This window comes from Hydrogenophaga sp. (assembly GCF_019635465.1).
Taxonomy (GTDB): Bacteria; Pseudomonadota; Gammaproteobacteria; order Burkholderiales; family Burkholderiaceae_C; genus Hydrogenophaga.
Genome location: NZ_JAHBZK010000003.1, coordinates 97854 through 114096, shown reverse-complemented (window position 1 = coordinate 114096; position 16243 = coordinate 97854). Strand labels below are relative to the sequence as shown.

The 16243-nt window shown below is 68.0% G+C and carries 17 protein-coding genes; 5 read left to right on the top strand and 12 right to left on the bottom strand.

Going from position 1 to position 16243, the window contains the following annotated elements:
* Window positions 1–67 precede the first annotated feature (67 nt).
* The 8 genes from KF871_RS03445 to mnmG form a co-directional block, all read right to left on the bottom strand.
* On the bottom strand, window positions 68–1810 hold the full coding sequence (locus KF871_RS03445) for a hybrid sensor histidine kinase/response regulator (RefSeq protein ID WP_291138357.1): 1743 nt from the start codon (window positions 1808–1810) through the stop codon (window positions 68–70).
* A 5-nt stretch (window positions 1811–1815) separates the two neighbouring features.
* The gene (locus KF871_RS03440; protein WP_291138354.1) at window positions 1816–2436 is read right to left on the bottom strand and encodes a response regulator transcription factor; all 621 of its coding nucleotides are present in this window, start codon (window positions 2434–2436) and stop codon (window positions 1816–1818) included.
* An 81-nt stretch (window positions 2437–2517) separates the two neighbouring features.
* Window positions 2518–3435, bottom strand: a complete 918-nt coding sequence (locus KF871_RS03435; protein WP_291138352.1) for a ParB/RepB/Spo0J family partition protein — start codon at window positions 3433–3435, stop codon at window positions 2518–2520.
* Window positions 3435–3980: an alpha/beta hydrolase gene (locus KF871_RS03430; RefSeq protein WP_291138349.1), complete on the bottom strand. Its 546-nt coding sequence runs from the start codon at window positions 3978–3980 to the stop codon at window positions 3435–3437. The genes KF871_RS03435 and KF871_RS03430 overlap by 1 nt, the downstream gene beginning before the upstream one ends.
* Before the next feature lie 19 nt (window positions 3981–3999).
* Complete coding sequence (locus KF871_RS03425; protein ID WP_291138346.1) at window positions 4000–4770, bottom strand: AAA family ATPase; 771 nt, start codon at window positions 4768–4770, stop codon at window positions 4000–4002.
* Between the two features lie 6 nt (window positions 4771–4776).
* Window positions 4777–5391 carry a LysE family translocator gene (locus KF871_RS03420; RefSeq protein ID WP_291138344.1) on the bottom strand — a complete coding sequence of 205 codons (615 nt, stop codon included), beginning with the start codon at window positions 5389–5391 and terminating at the stop codon, window positions 4777–4779.
* A 74-nt stretch (window positions 5392–5465) separates the two neighbouring features.
* Window positions 5466–6152, bottom strand: a complete 687-nt coding sequence (gene rsmG, locus KF871_RS03415; protein WP_291138341.1) for a 16S rRNA (guanine(527)-N(7))-methyltransferase RsmG — start codon at window positions 6150–6152, stop codon at window positions 5466–5468.
* Entirely contained in the window at window positions 6149–8101 is a 1953-nt protein-coding gene (gene mnmG, locus KF871_RS03410) for a tRNA uridine-5-carboxymethylaminomethyl(34) synthesis enzyme MnmG (RefSeq protein ID WP_291138338.1), read from the bottom strand. The genes rsmG and mnmG overlap by 4 nt, the downstream gene beginning before the upstream one ends.
* Window positions 8102–8232: 131 nt before the next feature.
* Between mnmG and KF871_RS03405 the strand changes: the two genes are divergently transcribed.
* The 5 genes from KF871_RS03405 to KF871_RS03385 all read left to right on the top strand — a co-directional run bounded on the left by KF871_RS03405 (window position 8233) and on the right by KF871_RS03385 (window position 10964).
* A complete protein-coding gene (locus tag KF871_RS03405; protein ID WP_291138335.1) occupies window positions 8233–8832 on the top strand; it encodes an NADPH-dependent FMN reductase in 600 nt (199 codons plus the stop codon).
* 2 nt (window positions 8833–8834) lie between these two features.
* Window positions 8835–9089, top strand: a complete 255-nt coding sequence (locus tag KF871_RS03400) for a YkgJ family cysteine cluster protein (RefSeq protein ID WP_291138332.1) — start codon at window positions 8835–8837, stop codon at window positions 9087–9089.
* Window positions 9086–9760: a Crp/Fnr family transcriptional regulator gene (locus tag KF871_RS03395; RefSeq protein WP_291138329.1), complete on the top strand. Its 675-nt coding sequence runs from the start codon at window positions 9086–9088 to the stop codon at window positions 9758–9760. Before KF871_RS03400 ends, KF871_RS03395 begins: the two co-directional genes overlap by 4 nt.
* A gap of 116 nt (window positions 9761–9876) precedes the next feature.
* On the top strand, window positions 9877–10068 hold the full coding sequence (locus KF871_RS03390) for a DUF2892 domain-containing protein (protein ID WP_291138326.1): 192 nt from the start codon (window positions 9877–9879) through the stop codon (window positions 10066–10068).
* Window positions 10069–10193: 125 nt separating this feature from the next.
* The gene (locus KF871_RS03385) at window positions 10194–10964 is read left to right on the top strand and encodes a class II aldolase/adducin family protein (protein ID WP_291138323.1); all 771 of its coding nucleotides are present in this window, start codon (window positions 10194–10196) and stop codon (window positions 10962–10964) included.
* 49 nt (window positions 10965–11013) lie between these two features.
* Here the strand turns inward: KF871_RS03385 and KF871_RS03380 are convergent, their stop codons facing one another.
* From KF871_RS03380 to KF871_RS03365, 4 genes are all read right to left on the bottom strand, one after another.
* The gene (locus tag KF871_RS03380) at window positions 11014–12375 is read right to left on the bottom strand and encodes a type III glutamate--ammonia ligase (protein WP_291138320.1); all 1362 of its coding nucleotides are present in this window, start codon (window positions 12373–12375) and stop codon (window positions 11014–11016) included.
* Complete coding sequence (gene gabT / locus KF871_RS03375) at window positions 12372–13679, bottom strand: 4-aminobutyrate--2-oxoglutarate transaminase (RefSeq protein ID WP_291138318.1); 1308 nt, start codon at window positions 13677–13679, stop codon at window positions 12372–12374. The genes KF871_RS03380 and gabT overlap by 4 nt, the downstream gene beginning before the upstream one ends.
* Before the next feature lie 118 nt (window positions 13680–13797).
* Window positions 13798–15288: an aldehyde dehydrogenase gene (locus KF871_RS03370; RefSeq protein WP_291138316.1), complete on the bottom strand. Its 1491-nt coding sequence runs from the start codon at window positions 15286–15288 to the stop codon at window positions 13798–13800.
* 114 nt (window positions 15289–15402) lie between these two features.
* Window positions 15403–16239 carry an ABC transporter permease gene (locus tag KF871_RS03365; RefSeq protein ID WP_291138313.1) on the bottom strand — a complete coding sequence of 279 codons (837 nt, stop codon included), beginning with the start codon at window positions 16237–16239 and terminating at the stop codon, window positions 15403–15405.
* Window positions 16240–16243 lie beyond the last annotated feature (4 nt).

Sequence of the window (16243 nt, the reverse complement as noted above, 5' to 3'; positions counted from 1 at the left end):
TCAAAAGCGGGCCGGCGACGGGGAAGTGACCCGGGTCACATGGCCAGGCGGCTATGACGAGCCGAAATCAACGCACCAGGGCCGCCAGCAGCGCCTCGGCGCGCACCGGCTTGAACAGGCAGGGCACACCGCTGGCCTTGATGGCCGCGATGCGCGCGGGCAGCGTTTCACCCGTTACCAACAAGCCTTGCAGTTCGGGCCGGGTGTTGCGCAAGGCCAGCAGGAACTCCAGCCCGTTGCGCTCACCGGGCAGGCGGAAATCGGCCACCACGGCTTGCACGTCGTGGTGCTGCAAGGCGCGCTCGGCCTCGTCCACGTCAGCGGCCATTTGCACCAGACATCCGTGAGACCTGAGCAAGGAGGCCAGGGCCTCGCGACTGTCCGGCTCGTCGTCGAGCACCAGCACCTGTGCGGGCAGTCGGCGGCGGTCGACCATGGGAAAGTCCATGCCGGTCTCGGGGGCCGACACATCGGGCCTGGCGTGCGCCAGCGGCACCCAGACGCTGAAGCGCGTGCCACGCTCTGGGCGCGATCGCAGTTGCACCTCGTGCGCCAACAGCTCCGACAGACGCCGCACGATCGACAACCCGATGCCCAGGCCCCGTGTGCGGTTGCGCTGCGGGTTGTCGACCTGGTAGTACTCGTCGAAGACAAGCTTCTGAAAACGCGGCGCAATGCCGACACCGGTGTCGACGATGTCGATCCTCAACCGGCCCGCTCGGGCACCCACACCCGGTGCGCGTGCCGCGATCACCACCCCGCCCCGCTCGGTGTACTTGATGGCGTTGTCGATCAGGTTGCCCAGCAAGCGTTCCAGCAGCATCGGGTCGCTGCTCACCACCAGATCACCCGGCGCACGCATGCGAAGCTGCAGGCCCTTCTCCTGCGCACGAAAGCCGAAGGTGTTGTGCAACGACACGAACAACGCATGCAGCCGGATGGCCTGCAAATGCGGTTGCACGGCGCCCGCGTCCAGGCGTGAGACATCGAGCATGGTGTCCAGCGATTCGCTGAGCATGCGCACCGAATGGCCCAGGCGACTCACTGTCTCGCCGTTCGATCCGCCCAGGCCCGCACCCTGCAGCACCGAGGTGAACAGCGAGATGGCGTGCAGAGGTTGGCGCAGGTCGTGGCTGGCCGAGGCCAGGAACCGGCTCTTCTCTCGATTGGCCTCTTCCACCAGCTCGACCTGCTGCGCCAGCTTGTGCGCCAGGTCCTCGTTCTCGAAGCGCGCGGCCAGCGAGCTGGACAACAGTTCCGCCTGGTTGAAGGTCAGCCGCCGCGAGGTGGCGATGTAGGCCACCGTGGTCACCACCAGCAGCCAGTCCAGGGCCGTGCCGCTCCAGATCAACGCCGTGATCAGCCCGATCGCCGCCGGCACGTGCACGGCCGCAATGGTGCGGCGGTGCGAGGCGTAGACCGCGCCGGCCGTGGACACCACGCCCAGCATCAAGGCCGTCATCAAGCCTTTGTAGAGCCCGTCGTCGAGCGGCATGATCATCCACGGCGCCAGACCCCAGACCAGACCGGTCACCACCATGTAGCGCGTCACCACCCGCAGCACCGGCTCGATGTCGTCGTCGCCCAGACGCCCCATGCGCACGATGGCGCGCATGTGCACAAAGCGCACCAGCGCCAGCACATAGAACACCCCCAGCCACACGCCCGCCAGCGGTCCGGGGCGCAGGTGCTGAAAGAACAAGGCCGTGGCGGTGGCAAAGGGCAGGATCGCCAGGGTCGCGCCGGGGCCGAACTTCTGCAGCAGCAGTTCGAGCTTGACGCGGCGCACCGCCGGCAGTTCGTGCGACACCGGTCTCAGCCCGCAAACAAGCCGATCAGCTCGGCACGGGAGCGCACGTTGAAGACCAGGAAGATCGACGACACGCAGTTCTTCACCGAGCCCAGTGTCAGACCCGTTTCCCAGACGATGGCCTGGTTGTCGTGGCCGGCCAGTATCAGCTCCAGTACCTGCACCTGACGTTTGCCCAGCCGGTCCTCATAGACGCCCAGGGCGCGCCGCGTGGGTCGGCGCGGCGCCTGCGGCAGGGCATCGGAACTGGTGATGCGCTCCACCGCGCGCATCAGGCGCTCAAGCTCCGTGCCGTCACCGGTCTTGCACACATAGTCGCTGGCGCCCAGGGCGCGCGCCTCGTCCTGCACCCGTTGGTCTCGCGAGGCGGACAGCACCACCACCGGCACCTCGGGGTGGTGTTCGCGCATCAGTTGCAGGCCACCGAGGCCGCGCGCATCGCCCAGCTGCAGGTCAAGGATCACGAGGGCCACGTCTTCGGGGTGGTCCCGCATCTGCTGCAGGCCGCCCTCGAGGTCCGTCGCTTCGGCCAGCGCGAAACGGTTTTCGAAGCGCTGTGTCAGCGCCAGGCGCAGGCCAAGGCGGATCAGCGCATGGTCATCGATGGACAGAATGGTCCGCTTCATGGCGCAAGGTGTGGTGTGCGCGCCAAGCTTAGGGCGATGCGCCGCCCCGCCATGTGACCGCAGTCACTGGCCAGGCCACGCTCAGGCGCCCCCGCGCAGCCGTTCGATGATCCCGTTGAGGGCTTCGAGCGAGCCGAACTGGATGGCCAGCTCGCCCATCTCTTCAACACGCCCGTGGCGCTTGACGCGCTTCTTCACGCGCACCTCGACCTCGGCGGTCAGCAGGTCGGCCAGTTCTTCTTCGACCCGGCGCACGTCGCGCGACTTCTCCTTGCGCGGCTTTTGCGGCGACAGGGCAAATTCGGCGGCCAGCTTCTTGACGAGGTTCTCGGCCTCGCGCACCGAGTACTGCTTGGTGGCGATCTGGTTGGCCGCGGTGATCTGGGTGGCCTTGTCCAGCGGCAGCAGCGCGCGCGCATGGCCCATGTCGAGGTCGCCGGCCATCAGCATGGTCTGCACCGGGTCGGCCAGTTGCAGCAGGCGCAGCAGGTTGCTGGCTGCGCTGCGTGAGCGCCCCACCGCTTGCGCAGCCTGTTCGTGAGTGAGCCCAAACTCTTTCACCAGACGTTGCAGGCCGTGAGCCTCTTCCAGCGGGTTGAGGTCTTCGCGCTGGATGTTTTCGATCAGGGCCATGGCCGCTGCCGACTCGTCGGGCACCTCGCGCACCAGCACCGGCACCTCGCTCAGGCCGGCCAGTTTCGAGGCGCGAAAGCGGCGTTCGCCGGCGATGATTTCGTGCTTGCCGGCGTTCGGGCCGCTGGTGAGCTTGCGGACCAGGATCGGTTGCATGATCCCCTGCGCCTTGATGCTCTCGGCCAGTTCGTACAGCGCGCCCTCGTCCATGCGGGTGCGCGGTTGGTACTGCCCCGCCACCAGCTCGTCGAGCGCCAGCGTCGACGGCGCGCCGGCCGCGGCTTCCTGCGCGGGTTTGTCTTCGACCTTGGGGCCGAGCAAGGCCTCCAGGCCGCGGCCCAGTCCCTTGGGTTTTTTGTTCACCATCAGCGGGGTTCTTTCATGAGTTCGGTGAGCCAGGCGTGGCCTTGCGGCCAGTCGCCCAGGCCGGAGTCGGCGTTGATATGGCCGGCCTGCCCCAGGTCAATGAAGCGGGCGCCCCAGTCGGTGGCCAGGCCTTGCGCGCGGTCGAAGCCGCAATAGGGGTCGTCGCGGCTGCCCACCAGCACCGCCGGGAACGGCAGTCGCTGGCGCACGATGGGCGACCAGGACGGCAACAGGGGTTGAAGCTCTTCGCGCTCCGGGTCGCCGGGGGCGACCAGCAAGGCGCCGCGCACGCGGTGGGTATTCTGCGAATGGGCCGCCCAGGCGGCCGTCAGGATGCAGCCCAGGCTGTGCGCCAGCAGCACCACCGGGCCTTCGGCGGCCAGCACTTCGTCTTCGAGCCGCGCCATCCAGTCGCCACGCCTGGGTTGCATCCAGTCGTGCTGCTGCACCCGGTGGTAGCCGTGGCTGCGCTCCCAGCGACTTTGCCAGTGCTCGGGGCCGCTGTTCTGCCAGCCGGGCAGGATGAGGACGTTCTGTGGTTTCACGTGGAACAGCCCCCTGCCCTCACATGCGCTTGATGCGCTGGACCATCTCCTCGGCGAAGGCAACGAAGGCCTGGCTGCCGCGCGCGGACGGGTCGAACACCACGCCGGGCAAGCCATAGCTGGGCGCTTCGGCCAGTCGCACGTTGCGCGGGATCACGGTGTCGAACACCTTGTCGGCAAAGTGCGCTTTGAGCTGATCGCTCACCTGCTGCTGCAAGGTGATGCGGGGGTCGAACATGACGCGCAGCAGGCCAATGATCTGCAGGTCCTTGTTGAGGTTGGCATGCACCTGCTTGATGGTGTTGACCAGATCGGTCAGGCCTTCGAGCGCAAAGTATTCGCACTGCATGGGCACGATCACGCCATGGGCCGAACACAGGCCGTTGAGGGTGAGCATGCTCAGGCTGGGCGGGCAGTCGATGAGCACGAAGTCGAACTGGTCCGCCACGGCGGCCAGCGCTTGCTTGAGCCGGCGCTCGCGTCGCTCGACCTCGACCAGTTCCACCTCGGCGCCCGCCAGTTCGCGGTTGGCGCCCAGCACGTGGTAGCCGCACTTCTCCGAGAACACCGCCGCCTCATTCACCGAGGCCGACTCCAGCAGCACGTCGTAGACCGAGAGCTGCATGGCGCGCTTGTCCACCCCGGAGCCCATGGTGGCGTTGCCCTGCGGATCGAGGTCGACCATGAGCACCCGCTGCCCCACCTTGGCCAAGCCCGCCGCCAGGTTGACGGTGGTGGTGGTCTTGCCAACGCCACCCTTCTGGTTGGCCACGCAGAATATTTTTGCCATGCTGGTTTACTTGCTGAGGGCCAGCTTGACGCCGAACCCGATGAGAAACACCCCGGCCAGCTTTTCAAGCGTGCGGCCGATCACCGGGTTCGCACGCAAGCGCTCTGCCAGGAAATGCACCAGCAAGGTCATGCCCAGCCCGTACAGAAAGGTCAGCGCCGCGATGGTGGCGGCCATGGCGCCAAAGGTGATCAGCCCCTGGTGGCGCACCGGGTCCACAAACAGCGGGAAGAAGGCCATGTAGAACACGATGGCCTTGGGGTTGAGCAAGGTGATGGCTGCGGCTTGGCGGAAGTAGTGGCGCGGTTGGATCTGGATGACCGGGGCATCGCCCGGTTTGGCGGTCAGCATCTTCCAGCCGAGCCAGGCCAGGTAGGCCGCCCCCAGCCACTGCACCGCCCCGAACAGGGCCGGGGTGGCGGCCAGCAAGGCGGCAACACCAGCCACCGCGGCCCACATCAGCACCTGGTCACCAGCGATGACGCCGAACGTGGCCGCCAGACCACCGCGGATGCCGCCCTTGCCCGTGGAGGTGATCAAGGCCAGATTGCCCGGCCCTGGGATGGCCAGGAACAGGACGATGGCGGCGACAAACGCGCCGTAATCCGCAATGCCGAACATGGTGTGTGACCCCGAAAAACGAGGGGTCGAGTGTACGTGACGGCCCCGCATCCACGGGGTCGGCCAGGCGCGAATCAGGCCAGGCGTTCGCGCATCCAGACGATGCAGCGGTCGGCGTCCAGGCCCGGCACGGCGATCGGTTCCACGTGAAACACATCCACCGCCGGCGGCAGGGCCAGCAGTTCGGCCTGCGGGTGCTTGCCTTTAAGTGCCATCCAGACACCCCCAGTCTGTAGGGCGCCGCGCGACCAGGTGGTGAAGTCAACCAGCGAGGCAAAGGCACGGGAGGTGATCACGTCGTAGCCATGACCCCGATGGCGGTCCAGCGTCTCGACCCGGGCATGCAAACCTTCGAGATTGACCAGGGCCAGGGTCGACGCCACCTGCTGGATGAAGGCCGCCTTCTTGGCCACCGTGTCCACGCAGACCACCTCGATCTGCGGGCATGCGATGGCGATGACCACGCCCGGCAGCCCGGCGCCGGACCCCACGTCCAGCAAACGCACCGGGCGTCCGTCGGTCTCGCGCACCAGGGGGCCCACCACCGCCAGACTGTCGAGCAAATGGTGGCTCAGCATTTCGCCTGGCTCGCGCACCGCCGTCAGGTTGTAGACCTGGGTCCACTTGTCAATCAGCGCCAGGTAATCCAGCAGCAGGTTGACCTGGGCGTCGTCCAGGTGCAGGTCGAGTGCGCGCAAACCGACCCGCAGTTCGGCTTCCAGCTCACGGCGCAGGGCCTGTTGCAGGGAGTTCTGGGTCATGAGGCCGCCGCCTCGGGGACCGACTTGACGGTCGCAAAGCCCTTGAACCCGCCCTTCTTGAGGTGGATCAGCAGCAGCGAAATGCTGGCCGGGGTGATGCCCGAGATGCGAGCCGCCTGGCCCAGGGTTTCGGGGCGGTGGCGGTCCAGCTTCTGGCGAGCCTCGAACGACAGCGAGGTCACCTTCAGGTAATCGATGTCGGCGGGCAGACGCAGGTGCTCGAAGCTGGCGGCGCGCTCGACCTCCGCCTTTTGCCGATCAATGTAGCCGCTGTACTTGGCCGCAATTTCTACCTGCTCGATCACCGCATCGGTCAGTTCGCCCAGGGTTTCACGTGAAACCGCCGAGCTCACGAAGGCGCCGTCGCTCATGCCGGTGAGGGCCGCGTAGCCCACGCCGGGTCGCCGCAACAGGTCGAACAGGTTGTGCTCGTGATCGATCGCTTTGCCCAGCACCCGCTCGCTCTCGCTGGCCGGCAGGTTGCGCGGGTTGACCCAGGTCGATTTGAGCCGCTCGGTTTCACGTGAAACCGCATCGCGCTTGCGGCAGAACGCGTCCCAGCGGACATCGTCCACCAGCCCCAGGCGCCGGCCGTCCTCGGTCAGGCGCATGTCGGCGTTGTCCTCGCGCAGCTGCAGGCGGAACTCCGCCCGGCTGGTGAACATGCGGTACGGCTCGGTCACGCCCTGGGTGACCAGGTCGTCGACCAGCACACCGAGGTAGGCCTGATCGCGCGACGGCACCCAGGCGTCCTCGCCCCGGCACTGCAGCGCCGCGTTGACACCGGCAAACAGGCCCTGGGCCGCTGCCTCTTCGTAGCCGGTGGTGCCGTTGATCTGCCCGGCAAAGAACAGGCCGCCGATCTGGCGCGTCTCGAAGCTGCGCTTGAGCGAGCGCGGGTCGAAGTAGTCGTACTCGATGGCGTAGCCCGGACGCAGGATGTGGGCGTTCTCCAGGCCGGCCATGCTGCGCACCAGCGCGTACTGAATGTCGAACGGAAGGCTGGTGGAAATGCCGTTGGGGTAGACCTCGTGCGTGGTCAGGCCCTCGGGCTCCAGAAAGATCTGGTGGCTGTCCTTGTCGGCGAAGCGGTTGATCTTGTCTTCCACACTGGGGCAGTAGCGCGGGCCGACGCCTTCGATCTTGCCGGTAAACATCGGGCTGCGGTCGAAGCCGCTGCGGATGATCTCGTGGGTGCGCTCATTGGTGTGGGTGATCCAGCACGGCACCTGGCGCGGGTGCATGTCGGCCCGCCCCAGAAAGCTGAACACCGGCACCGGGTCCAGGTCACCGGGTTGTTCGGTGCAGCGGCTCCAGTCGATGGACCGCCCGTCCAGCCGCGGTGGGGTGCCGGTCTTGAGCCGCCCCTGGGGCAGTTGCAACTCTTTCAACCGGGCCGAGAGCGACACCGCCGGCGGATCGCCCGCGCGGCCCGCGCTGTAGTTGTTCAAGCCCACGTGGATCTTGCCGTCCAGGAAGGTACCCGCCGTGAGCACCACGGTGCGCGAGCGGAAACGGATGCCCACCTGCGTGACGGCGCCCACCACCCGGTCACCCTCGACCATCAGGTCGTCCACCGCCTGCTGGAACAGCCACAGCTTGGGCTGGTTTTCCAGCATGCGCCGGATCGCGGCCTTGTAGAGCACGCGATCGGCCTGGGCACGGGTGGCGCGCACCGCCGGCCCCTTGCTGCCGTTGAGGATTCGGAACTGGATGCCGCCTTCGTCGGTGGCCAGCGCCATGGCACCGCCCAGCGCATCGACCTCCTTGACCAGGTGCCCCTTGCCGATGCCGCCGATGCTGGGGTTGCAGCTCATCTGCCCCAGCGTCTCGATGTTGTGGGTGAGCAGCAACGTGGCGCAGCCCATGCGGGCAGCGGCCAACGCGGCTTCGGTGCCGGCATGGCCGCCGCCGACAACGATGACGTCGAATTCCTGGGGGTACAACATGGCAAAGCGCTCCGGGGGCCACGCCGCCAAGGCAGGGCTGGCGCGGGCAAGCCCGCGATTGTCCCACCAAGGCACTGTCCGTGGCGGCTGCGGGGTCGCGTGCGCCGTGGCATCGGCCACAATCGCGCCCCATGAACCCGACCCAACCCTCCGTGCTGGTCTTCGCCGGCAGCACCCGCGCCCAGTCGCACAACCGCAAACTGGCCCGCGTGGCCGCCGACATCGCGCGCGCCACCGGCGCCAAGGTCACCCTGCTCGACCTCGCCGAGCACGAGCTGCCGCTGTACAACGCCGACCTCGAAGCGCGCGGCACGCCCGCCGCGTCGCGCGAACTCAAGGCCATCTTCCACGCCCACCCGGCCTGGATCATCTGCTCGCCCGAATACAACGGCAGCTACACCGGCCTGCTCAAGAACACCATCGACTGGGTGTCCAGCCCTATCAAGGGCGACCCGGACTGGTCCAGCGGCACCAAGCCCTTCGCAGGCAAGGTGGTGGGTCTGCTCAGCGCCTCGCCGGGCGCCCTGGGTGGCCTGCGCAGCCTGTCGCACCTGACGCCGCTGCTGCTCAACCTCCAGTGCTGGGTCACACCCAAACAGTTCGCGCTCGGCAAGGCCACCGAGGCCTTTGACGCGCAAGGACAGCTGGTCAGCGCCACCGCCCTCGCCTCGGTGCAGGGCGTGGTCGAGCAAGCGCTGCTGGCCGCCCGCAAGCTCAACACGCCCGACTGAGCATGGACTGCCGACCCGGCTGCGCCGCCTGCTGCATCGCCCCGTCGATCAGCAGCGCCATGCCGGGCCTGCCACACGGCAAGCCGGCCGGCATGCCCTGCCCCCACCTCGACGAGGCCTTGCGCTGCCGCCTGTTCGGCCGGCCCGAACGGCCTGCAGTGTGCAGCGGGCTCAAGCCCAGTCGAGAGATGTGTGGGAGCGAGCGCTCACATGCCATGCTGTGGCTGAACCGGCTGGAGGCCGCGACCGCGCCATGAACGCCACCGACTGGGCCGCACTGGCCGCGCTCTACCCTGGCCTGGGCGACGCCCTCACCCCCGCCCAGATCGACGCGCTGCCCCTGCTGGCGGTGCCCGCCGGCACCACCCTGTTCCGCGAGGCCGAGGCCTGCGGCGGTTTTCCCCTCGTGCTCGACGGCGAGGTGCGGGTGTCGCGCAGCGCCAGCAACGGGCGCGAGCTGGAGCTCTACCGCGTGATGCCGGGCGAAATGTGCCTGGTGTCGTCGAGCTGCCTGTTCCTGCAGGGCACGCTCACCGCCCACGGCGTCACCCAGCGCCCCACCCGCCTCAGCCTGCTGCCGCCCGAGGTGTTTCAGGCGGCCCTGGCCGCGACCCCGTTCCGCGATTTCGTCATGGGCCTGTTCGCGTCGCGGCTGACCGAACTCACCACCCTGGTCGAAGCCGTGGCCTTCCAGCGCCTGGACGCGCGCCTGGCCAATGCCCTGCTGGGCCACGGCACGCAGGTGCACACCACCCACCAGGCACTGGCCGACGGCCTGGGCACGGTGCGCGAGATCGTCACCCGGCTGCTGCGCCGCTTCGAGCGCGAGGGCTGGGTCGAGCTCTCGCGCGAGTGCATCACCGTGCGCGACAGCGCCGCCCTGCGCGCCCTGGCCGGCGCCGGCCCCGAGGCGGCCCGCCGCCCTTGATCCAGCGCAAGGCCCGGCCCCGCGCCGCTGGCCTTGGTGACCGCGGTCACATACGCTGTGGCCCGGCTGCGGTGCAATCGCCTTCACCGCATCCCGCAACCCTTCAGGAGATTCACATGACCAAGAACGTCGGCGGCATCGACCGCACCCTGCGCATCGTCATCGGCCTGGCCCTGGTGGCCGCCGCCGCCACCGGCACCGTCGGCCTGTGGGGCTACATCGGTGTGGTGCCGCTGCTCACCGGCCTGGTCGGCTGGTGCCCACCCTACGCCATGCTGGGCTTCAACACCTGCAAGACCAAGGCCTGAGGCGCAGGCCCGCCCGGGCCTTCGTTGAACGGCGCGTGTCGCTGCACGGACAGCACAGACACGCAGCCTCGGCCTACAGTGCGTCTCAGCCCGCCCGCTCAGAGGCGGTGCCACGGAGACACGCCATGCACATCCCTTCCCTCAAAGAGGTCGTCAGCGCCGAAGAATGGGCCCTGCGCTGCGACCTCGCCGCCTGCTACCGCCTCGTTGCCGCCTACGGCTGGAGCGACCTGGTCTTCACCCACATCAGCGCCAAGCTGCCCGACAGCGTCACCGGCGGCGAGCACCAGTTCCTGATCAACCCCTACGGGCTGATGTTCGACGAGATCACGGCCAGCAGCCTGGTCAAGGTCGACATGGCCTGCAACAAGCTGCACGACTCGCCCTTTCCGGTGAACCCGGCTGGCTTCGTCATCCACAGCGCGGTGCACGAGGCGCGCCCCGAAGCACAGTGCGTGCTGCACACCCACACCCGCGCCGGCGTGGGCGTGAGCGCACAAAAGCACGGCATCCTGCCGATCAGCCAGCAAAGCACCTTCGTGCTGGCCTCGCTGGCGTACCACGACTACGAAGGCGTGGCCTTCCGCCCCGACGAGAAACCGCGTCTGCAAGCCGATCTGGGTGCCGCCAACTTCCTGGTGCTGCGCAACCACGGCCTGCTGACCGTGGGCAAGAGCATCCCCGACGCCTTCCTGTCGATGTACACCTTCGAGAACACCTGCCGCATCCAGATCGATGCGTTGGCCGGTGGCAGCGAGCTCACCCAGGTCGACCCGCGCATCCTCAGCGGCATGGCCGACGTGATGCGCGTGGCCACCGCTGGTCAGGGCGCTATGCTGGCCTGGCCGGCACTGCTGCGCAAACTCGACCGGATGGACACCGGCTACCGCAGCTGAAGGCGGCGCGCGCGAGGGGCACGGTTCAGGGCCCGAATCAGGACCCCGATCACCGCGCGGCGTACTGCTGCAGTTCCCAGTCGCTCACTTGCGCGTGAAAGGCCGCCCACTCGGCTGCCTTGAGTTGCACGAACTCGCGGGTGGCGTCTTCGCCCAGCGCGCCCGTCACCACTGCGTCGCTCTGCAGGGCCAGCAAGGCGTCGTGCAGATCGCGCGGCAAACGGTCCGGCACGGGCAGCCCAGCAGCGTGGCGCTCGTACAGGTCGTCGTCGCACGGCGTGGGTGCGGTCAGCCCCGCATCCATGCCATCGAGCCCGGCGGCCAGCGTGGCAGCCAGGGCCAGGTAGACGTTGCAGCTGGGGTCGGGCAGGCGCCACTCGAGGCGCCCCGCCACCGCGCGCAACAGGCAGGTGCGGTTGTTGTAGCCGATGGCCTTCCACACCGGCGACCAGGTGGTGCCCGAGGCGCTGCGGCTGGCGGCCAGCCGCTTGTAGCTGTTCACCGTGGGCGCACAGACCGCCGCCAGCGCATCGGCGTGGGCCAGCAATCCGGCGGCAAAGCGCCAACCCGTTTCGCTCAGGCCCAAGGCGCCTGCGCCGTCGGCCATCAGCGGCAGGCCATGCGCATCGGTCAGGCTCAAGTGAAAGTGCAGCCCGCTGCCCGGCGCACCCGCCAGCGGCTTGGGCATGGTCGAGAACTGCAGGCCATGGCGCTCGGCCACCGCGTGGGCGCTGAGCTTGAACAGCTGATATCGATCGGCCGCGGCCAAGGCGGCGTCGTGGCGGTAGTTGATCTCGTACTGCCCGCAGGCGTCCTCGTGGTCCATCTGTTGCAGACCGAAGCCCAGCGCCGACAGGGTCTGGCGCATCTCGTCCAGAAAACCCAGGTTGCGCCCGATGGCGCGCAGGTCGTACGAGGGCTTGGCCAGCGTGTCCTGCGCATCGGCCACCACCCAGCGGCCACCGTCGCCACGGCGCAGCAGGAAAAACTCCGGCTCGATGCCGACCCACAGCGTCCAGCCGCGCGCGGCCAGGCGATCCACCTGGCGTTTGAGCACCTGGCGCGGGTCGCTGGCCAGCGGCTCGCCGCCGGCGAAGCCGTCGCACACCGCGTGCGCCACCCCGGGCATGAAGGGCAAGGGGCGCAGCGTCTCGGGCAGCACGCGGCCCATGTACTCGCTGCGCGGGCCCATGCGCGGCAGCCCGGTGCCTACGATGCTGGGGCCAGCGAAGCCCGCGCCCACCGCCACCGCGTCGGCCAGACCCTCCAGCGGCACCAGCTTGCCCTTGGGTGTGCCGTCGAGGTCGGTGAAGGTGGCCAGCACCGAGTGCACGCCCTGTGCGCGCAGCGCCGACACGCGCGCCTCCAGGGCCTCGAAGGGGGCGCCCGGGTCCGCGCTGCGGTCGTTCACGCGGCCACCTCGGCGATGGCCGCGTCCAGGATGGACAAGGCCTCGTCGAACAAGGCGTCTTCGATGGTGAGCGGGAACAGGTAGCGGATCACGTTGCCGCTGACGCCGCAGGTGAGCAGCAGCAGGCCGCGCTTGAGCGCCGCCATCTGCACTTGTCTGGCCATCTCGGCATCGGGCGCACCGGTCTTGGGGTCCACAAACTCGTTGGCCACCATGGCGCCCAGGCCGCGGATGTCGCCGATGCGCGGGTAACTGCCGCGCAGCCCGCCCAGGTGGGCGATCAGCTTGTCACCGAAGGTCTGCGCACGCTCGCACAAACGCTCTTCCTGCATGACGTCGATCACCGCGTGCGCGGCCGCGATCGCCAGCGGGTTGCCCGCGTAGGTGCCGCCCAGGCCGCCCGGCGCCGGGCCATCCATGACCGCGGCCTTGCCGCACACCGCCGACAGCGTGGTGCCGCCGGCCATGCTTTTGGCCATGGTCATGATGTCGGGGCTCACGCCATAGTGCTCCATCGCGAACATGCGCCCGGTGCGCGCGAAGCCGGTCTGCACCTCATCGGCGATCAGCAGGATGCCGTGCTGGTCGCACAGCTCGCGCAACCACTTGGCCGCCGCCGGCAGGATGGGGTTGAAGCCGCCCTCGCCCTGCACCGGCTCGAACACGATGGCCGCCACGCGGCTGGGTTCGATGTCGGCCTTGAACAGATGCGTGATCGCGCGCTTGGCCTCCTCGAAGGTGTCGGCGTGCATCGGAAACGGCACGTGATAGATCTCGGGCGGGAACGGCCCGAAGCCGGCCTTGTAGGGCTGCACCTTGCCGGTCATCGACACCGCAAACAGGCTGCGGCCATGGAAAGCGCCGCCAAAGGCGATCACACCACTGCGCCCGGTGGCCGCGCGCGCAATCTTCACCGCGTTCTCGATCGCCTCGGCACCGGTCGAGAAGAAGGCCGTCTTCACCGGCCCCTCGATCGGCACCATGCCGTTGATGCGCTCGGCCAGTGCCACGTACTCGGGGTACGGCACCACCTGGTAGCAGCTGTGCGTGAAGCGCTGCAGCTGCGCGGCAATGGCGGCCTGCACCTTGGGGTGAACGTGCCCGGTGTTGAGCACCGCAATGCCACCCGCGAAATCAATGAAGCGCCGCCCCTCGATGTCCCAGAACTCGGCGTTCTTCGCCTTCTCGATGAAGAAATCGCCGAACACGCCCACACCGCGCGGTGTGGCGGCCAGGCGGCGGGCATGCCAGGCGGCGTTGGTGTGGGGGGCTTGCAGGTTGTCGGGCTTTTGTGGGGCGTTCATGGCTGTCCTCTCACGATGACGAATGACTTTGCGCTGCGCGCTGCATGACAAATGACTGAGGTACCCGAGCGCGCGGTCATTGGTCGTGAGCGCGCAGCACGAGATCATTCGTCATCGGTCACACCGGCGAATCGATCCGGATCCAGGTCGTCTTCACTTCCGTGTACTTGTCGAACGCGTGCAGCGACTTGTCGCGACCCACGCCGCTTTGCTTGAAGCCGCCGAAGGGCACGGTGATGTCGTCCTCGTCGTACTGGTTCACGTGCACAGTGCCGGCCCGCAGCGCACGCGCCACGCCGTGGGCCTTGTTGATGTCGCGCGTCCACACCGCCGCCTGCAGGCCATAGACGTTGCTGTTGGCCTGCTTGACCACGTCGGCCGCGTCGGTGAAGGACAGCACCGACAGCACCGGGCCGAAGATCTCCTCGCGCGCGATGGTCATGTCGTTCTTCACACCGTCGAAGATCGTGGGCAGCACGTAGCAGCCGCCCTTGACCGGCTCGGCCGCCTCGCCACCGGCGAGCAGCTTGGCGCCTTCCTTCTTGCCGCTGTCGATGTAGCGCAGCACGGTGTCCATCTGCACCTTGTCGACGATGGCGCCCATCACCGTGTTCTTGTCCAGCGGGTTGCCCGGCTGGTACTGCGGCACCATCTTGAGCGCCTTCTCCAGAAAGGCCTCCTTGATGGACGCCTCGACGAACAGGCGCGACGGGGCGTTGCAGCTCTCGCCCTGGTTGAAGAAGATGCTGCCGACCGCGGCCTCGACCGCCTTGTCCAGGTCGGGGCAATCGGCAAACACGATGTTGGGCGACTTGCCGCCCAGCTCGGTCCAGGCGCGCTTGAGGTTGCTCTGCCCGGCCATCACGTGGATCTGCTTGCCCACGCGCGTACTGCCGGTAAACGCGATGCAGTCCACGTCCATGTGCAGCGCCAGCGGGCTGCCGGCCTCGGCGCCGAAGCCGGGCACCACGTTGAACACCCCGGGCGGAATGCCCGCGGCCAGCGCCAGCTCGGCCAGGCGCAACGCGGTGAGCGGGCTCTTCTCGCTGGGCTTGAGCACCACCGAGTTGCCCGCCGCCAGCGCCGGCGCAATCTTCCAGGCCGCCATGATCATGGGGTAGTTCCAGGGCACGATCACGCCGACCACGCCCACCGGCTCGCGCGTGATCAGCGCCAGCGCCGTGTCGGGCGTGGGCGCGATCTCGTCGTACACCTTGTCCACGGCCTCACCGTACCAACGGATGCAGTTGGCCGCGCTGTTCACGTCCACCGCGCGGGCGTACTTGACCGGTTTGCCCATGTCCAGGGTCTCGGTCAGGGCCAGCTCGTCCGCGTGCTTGAGCAGCTGGTCGGCAAAGGCCTGCATCACACGCTTGCGCCGGGCCGGTGGCATGCCCGCCCAGCGGCGGTCCTCAAAGGCGGCGCGCGCGGCGCTCACCGCGGCATCGATGTCGGCCGCCTGGCCACGCGCCACCGGCGCCAGCAAGCGGCCATCCACCGGTGAAAAGCAATCGAAAGTCTGGCCGTCGCGCGCGGCGACGCGTTCACCGTTGATGAAGGCGCGGCCGTCGAAGGTCTGGGTCGGGGCGTCGAGAGAGGTGGTGGTCATGGCAGCAATGGCGCGGTTGTGGCCCGCAGGCCGTGGAAATTGGCCCCATGCTACGCCCCTTGAGCACCGGCGGGAACATCCACTTTCCCGGCCGGTGCACCATCCACTGGCCGCTCAGCTGCGGATCGCCGCCGCCATTTCCCGCTCGCGCTTGCGCGTCTGGCGCGCCACCCACACCGCGTAGCTCACCACCACGATGGTCACGGTGATGATGAGGATGGTCGCTGCCGCGTAGATGGTCGGGTTGATGCCTCGGCGGGCGTAACCGAAGATCACCTGCGGCAGGGTGCTCACACCCGGGCCGCTGAGGAATTCGGTGATGACCACGTCGTCGAACGACAGCGTGAACGCCAGCAGAAACGCCGCCAGGATGGCCTGGAAGATGTTGGGCAGCGTGACCAGGAAGAACACCTGGTGCGGCCGCGCACCCAGGTCCATGGCGGCCTGCTCGATGGCACGGTCCATCTCCATCAAGCGGCTCTGGATCACCACCATGCCGTAGGCCATGCCCAGCAGCGTGTGGCCCATGATGATGGTGAACATGCCGCGCTGCGGCCAGCCCAGCAGGTTCTGCGAGCCCACGAACAGCAGCAACAGCGACAGGCCGATGATCACTTCGGGCATCACCAGCGGTGCGTTGACCATGCCGCTGAACATGGTGCGGCCCAGAAAGCGGCGGTAACGCACCAGCACGAAGGCCGCGAAGGTGGCCAGGATCGCCGACAGCACGCCGGTGGTGGCGGCAATGCGCAGCGACAGGAAGAAGCCGTCGACGATCTTGCTGTCGTTGAGCAGCGATTCGTACCAGCGCAGCGAGAAGCCGGTGAAGCGTGCGTCGGTGCGGGTGCTGTTGAACGAGAACAGCACCATGAAGCCCAGCGGCAGGTACAGAAAGCCGAAGACCGCCAGCAACCAGACCTTGCCGAAGTGCTTTTCGATCAGTTGTTTCATGTGC

Coding starts and splice junctions, on each gene's coding strand:
- KF871_RS03395 (WP_291138329.1), top strand. CDS start 9,086: ATGAACGCCACCGACTGGGCCGCACTGGCCGCGCTCTACCCTGGCCTG.
- KF871_RS03425 (WP_291138346.1), bottom strand. CDS start 4,770: ATGGCAAAAATATTCTGCGTGGCCAACCAGAAGGGTGGCGTTGGCAAG.
- rsmG (WP_291138341.1), bottom strand. CDS start 6,152: ATGACCCAGAACTCCCTGCAACAGGCCCTGCGCCGTGAGCTGGAAGCC.
- KF871_RS03420 (WP_291138344.1), bottom strand. CDS start 5,391: ATGTTCGGCATTGCGGATTACGGCGCGTTTGTCGCCGCCATCGTCCTG.
- KF871_RS03405 (WP_291138335.1), top strand. CDS start 8,233: ATGAACCCGACCCAACCCTCCGTGCTGGTCTTCGCCGGCAGCACCCGC.
- KF871_RS03385 (WP_291138323.1), top strand. CDS start 10,194: ATGCACATCCCTTCCCTCAAAGAGGTCGTCAGCGCCGAAGAATGGGCC.
- KF871_RS03365 (WP_291138313.1), bottom strand. CDS start 16,239: ATGAAACAACTGATCGAAAAGCACTTCGGCAAGGTCTGGTTGCTGGCG.
- KF871_RS03435 (WP_291138352.1), bottom strand. CDS start 3,435: ATGGTGAACAAAAAACCCAAGGGACTGGGCCGCGGCCTGGAGGCCTTG.
- KF871_RS03390 (WP_291138326.1), top strand. CDS start 9,877: ATGACCAAGAACGTCGGCGGCATCGACCGCACCCTGCGCATCGTCATC.
- KF871_RS03440 (WP_291138354.1), bottom strand. CDS start 2,436: ATGAAGCGGACCATTCTGTCCATCGATGACCATGCGCTGATCCGCCTT.
- mnmG (WP_291138338.1), bottom strand. CDS start 8,101: ATGTTGTACCCCCAGGAATTCGACGTCATCGTTGTCGGCGGCGGCCAT.
- gabT (WP_291138318.1), bottom strand. CDS start 13,679: ATGAACGCCCCACAAAAGCCCGACAACCTGCAAGCCCCCCACACCAAC.
- KF871_RS03370 (WP_291138316.1), bottom strand. CDS start 15,288: ATGACCACCACCTCTCTCGACGCCCCGACCCAGACCTTCGACGGCCGC.
- KF871_RS03400 (WP_291138332.1), top strand. CDS start 8,835: ATGGACTGCCGACCCGGCTGCGCCGCCTGCTGCATCGCCCCGTCGATC.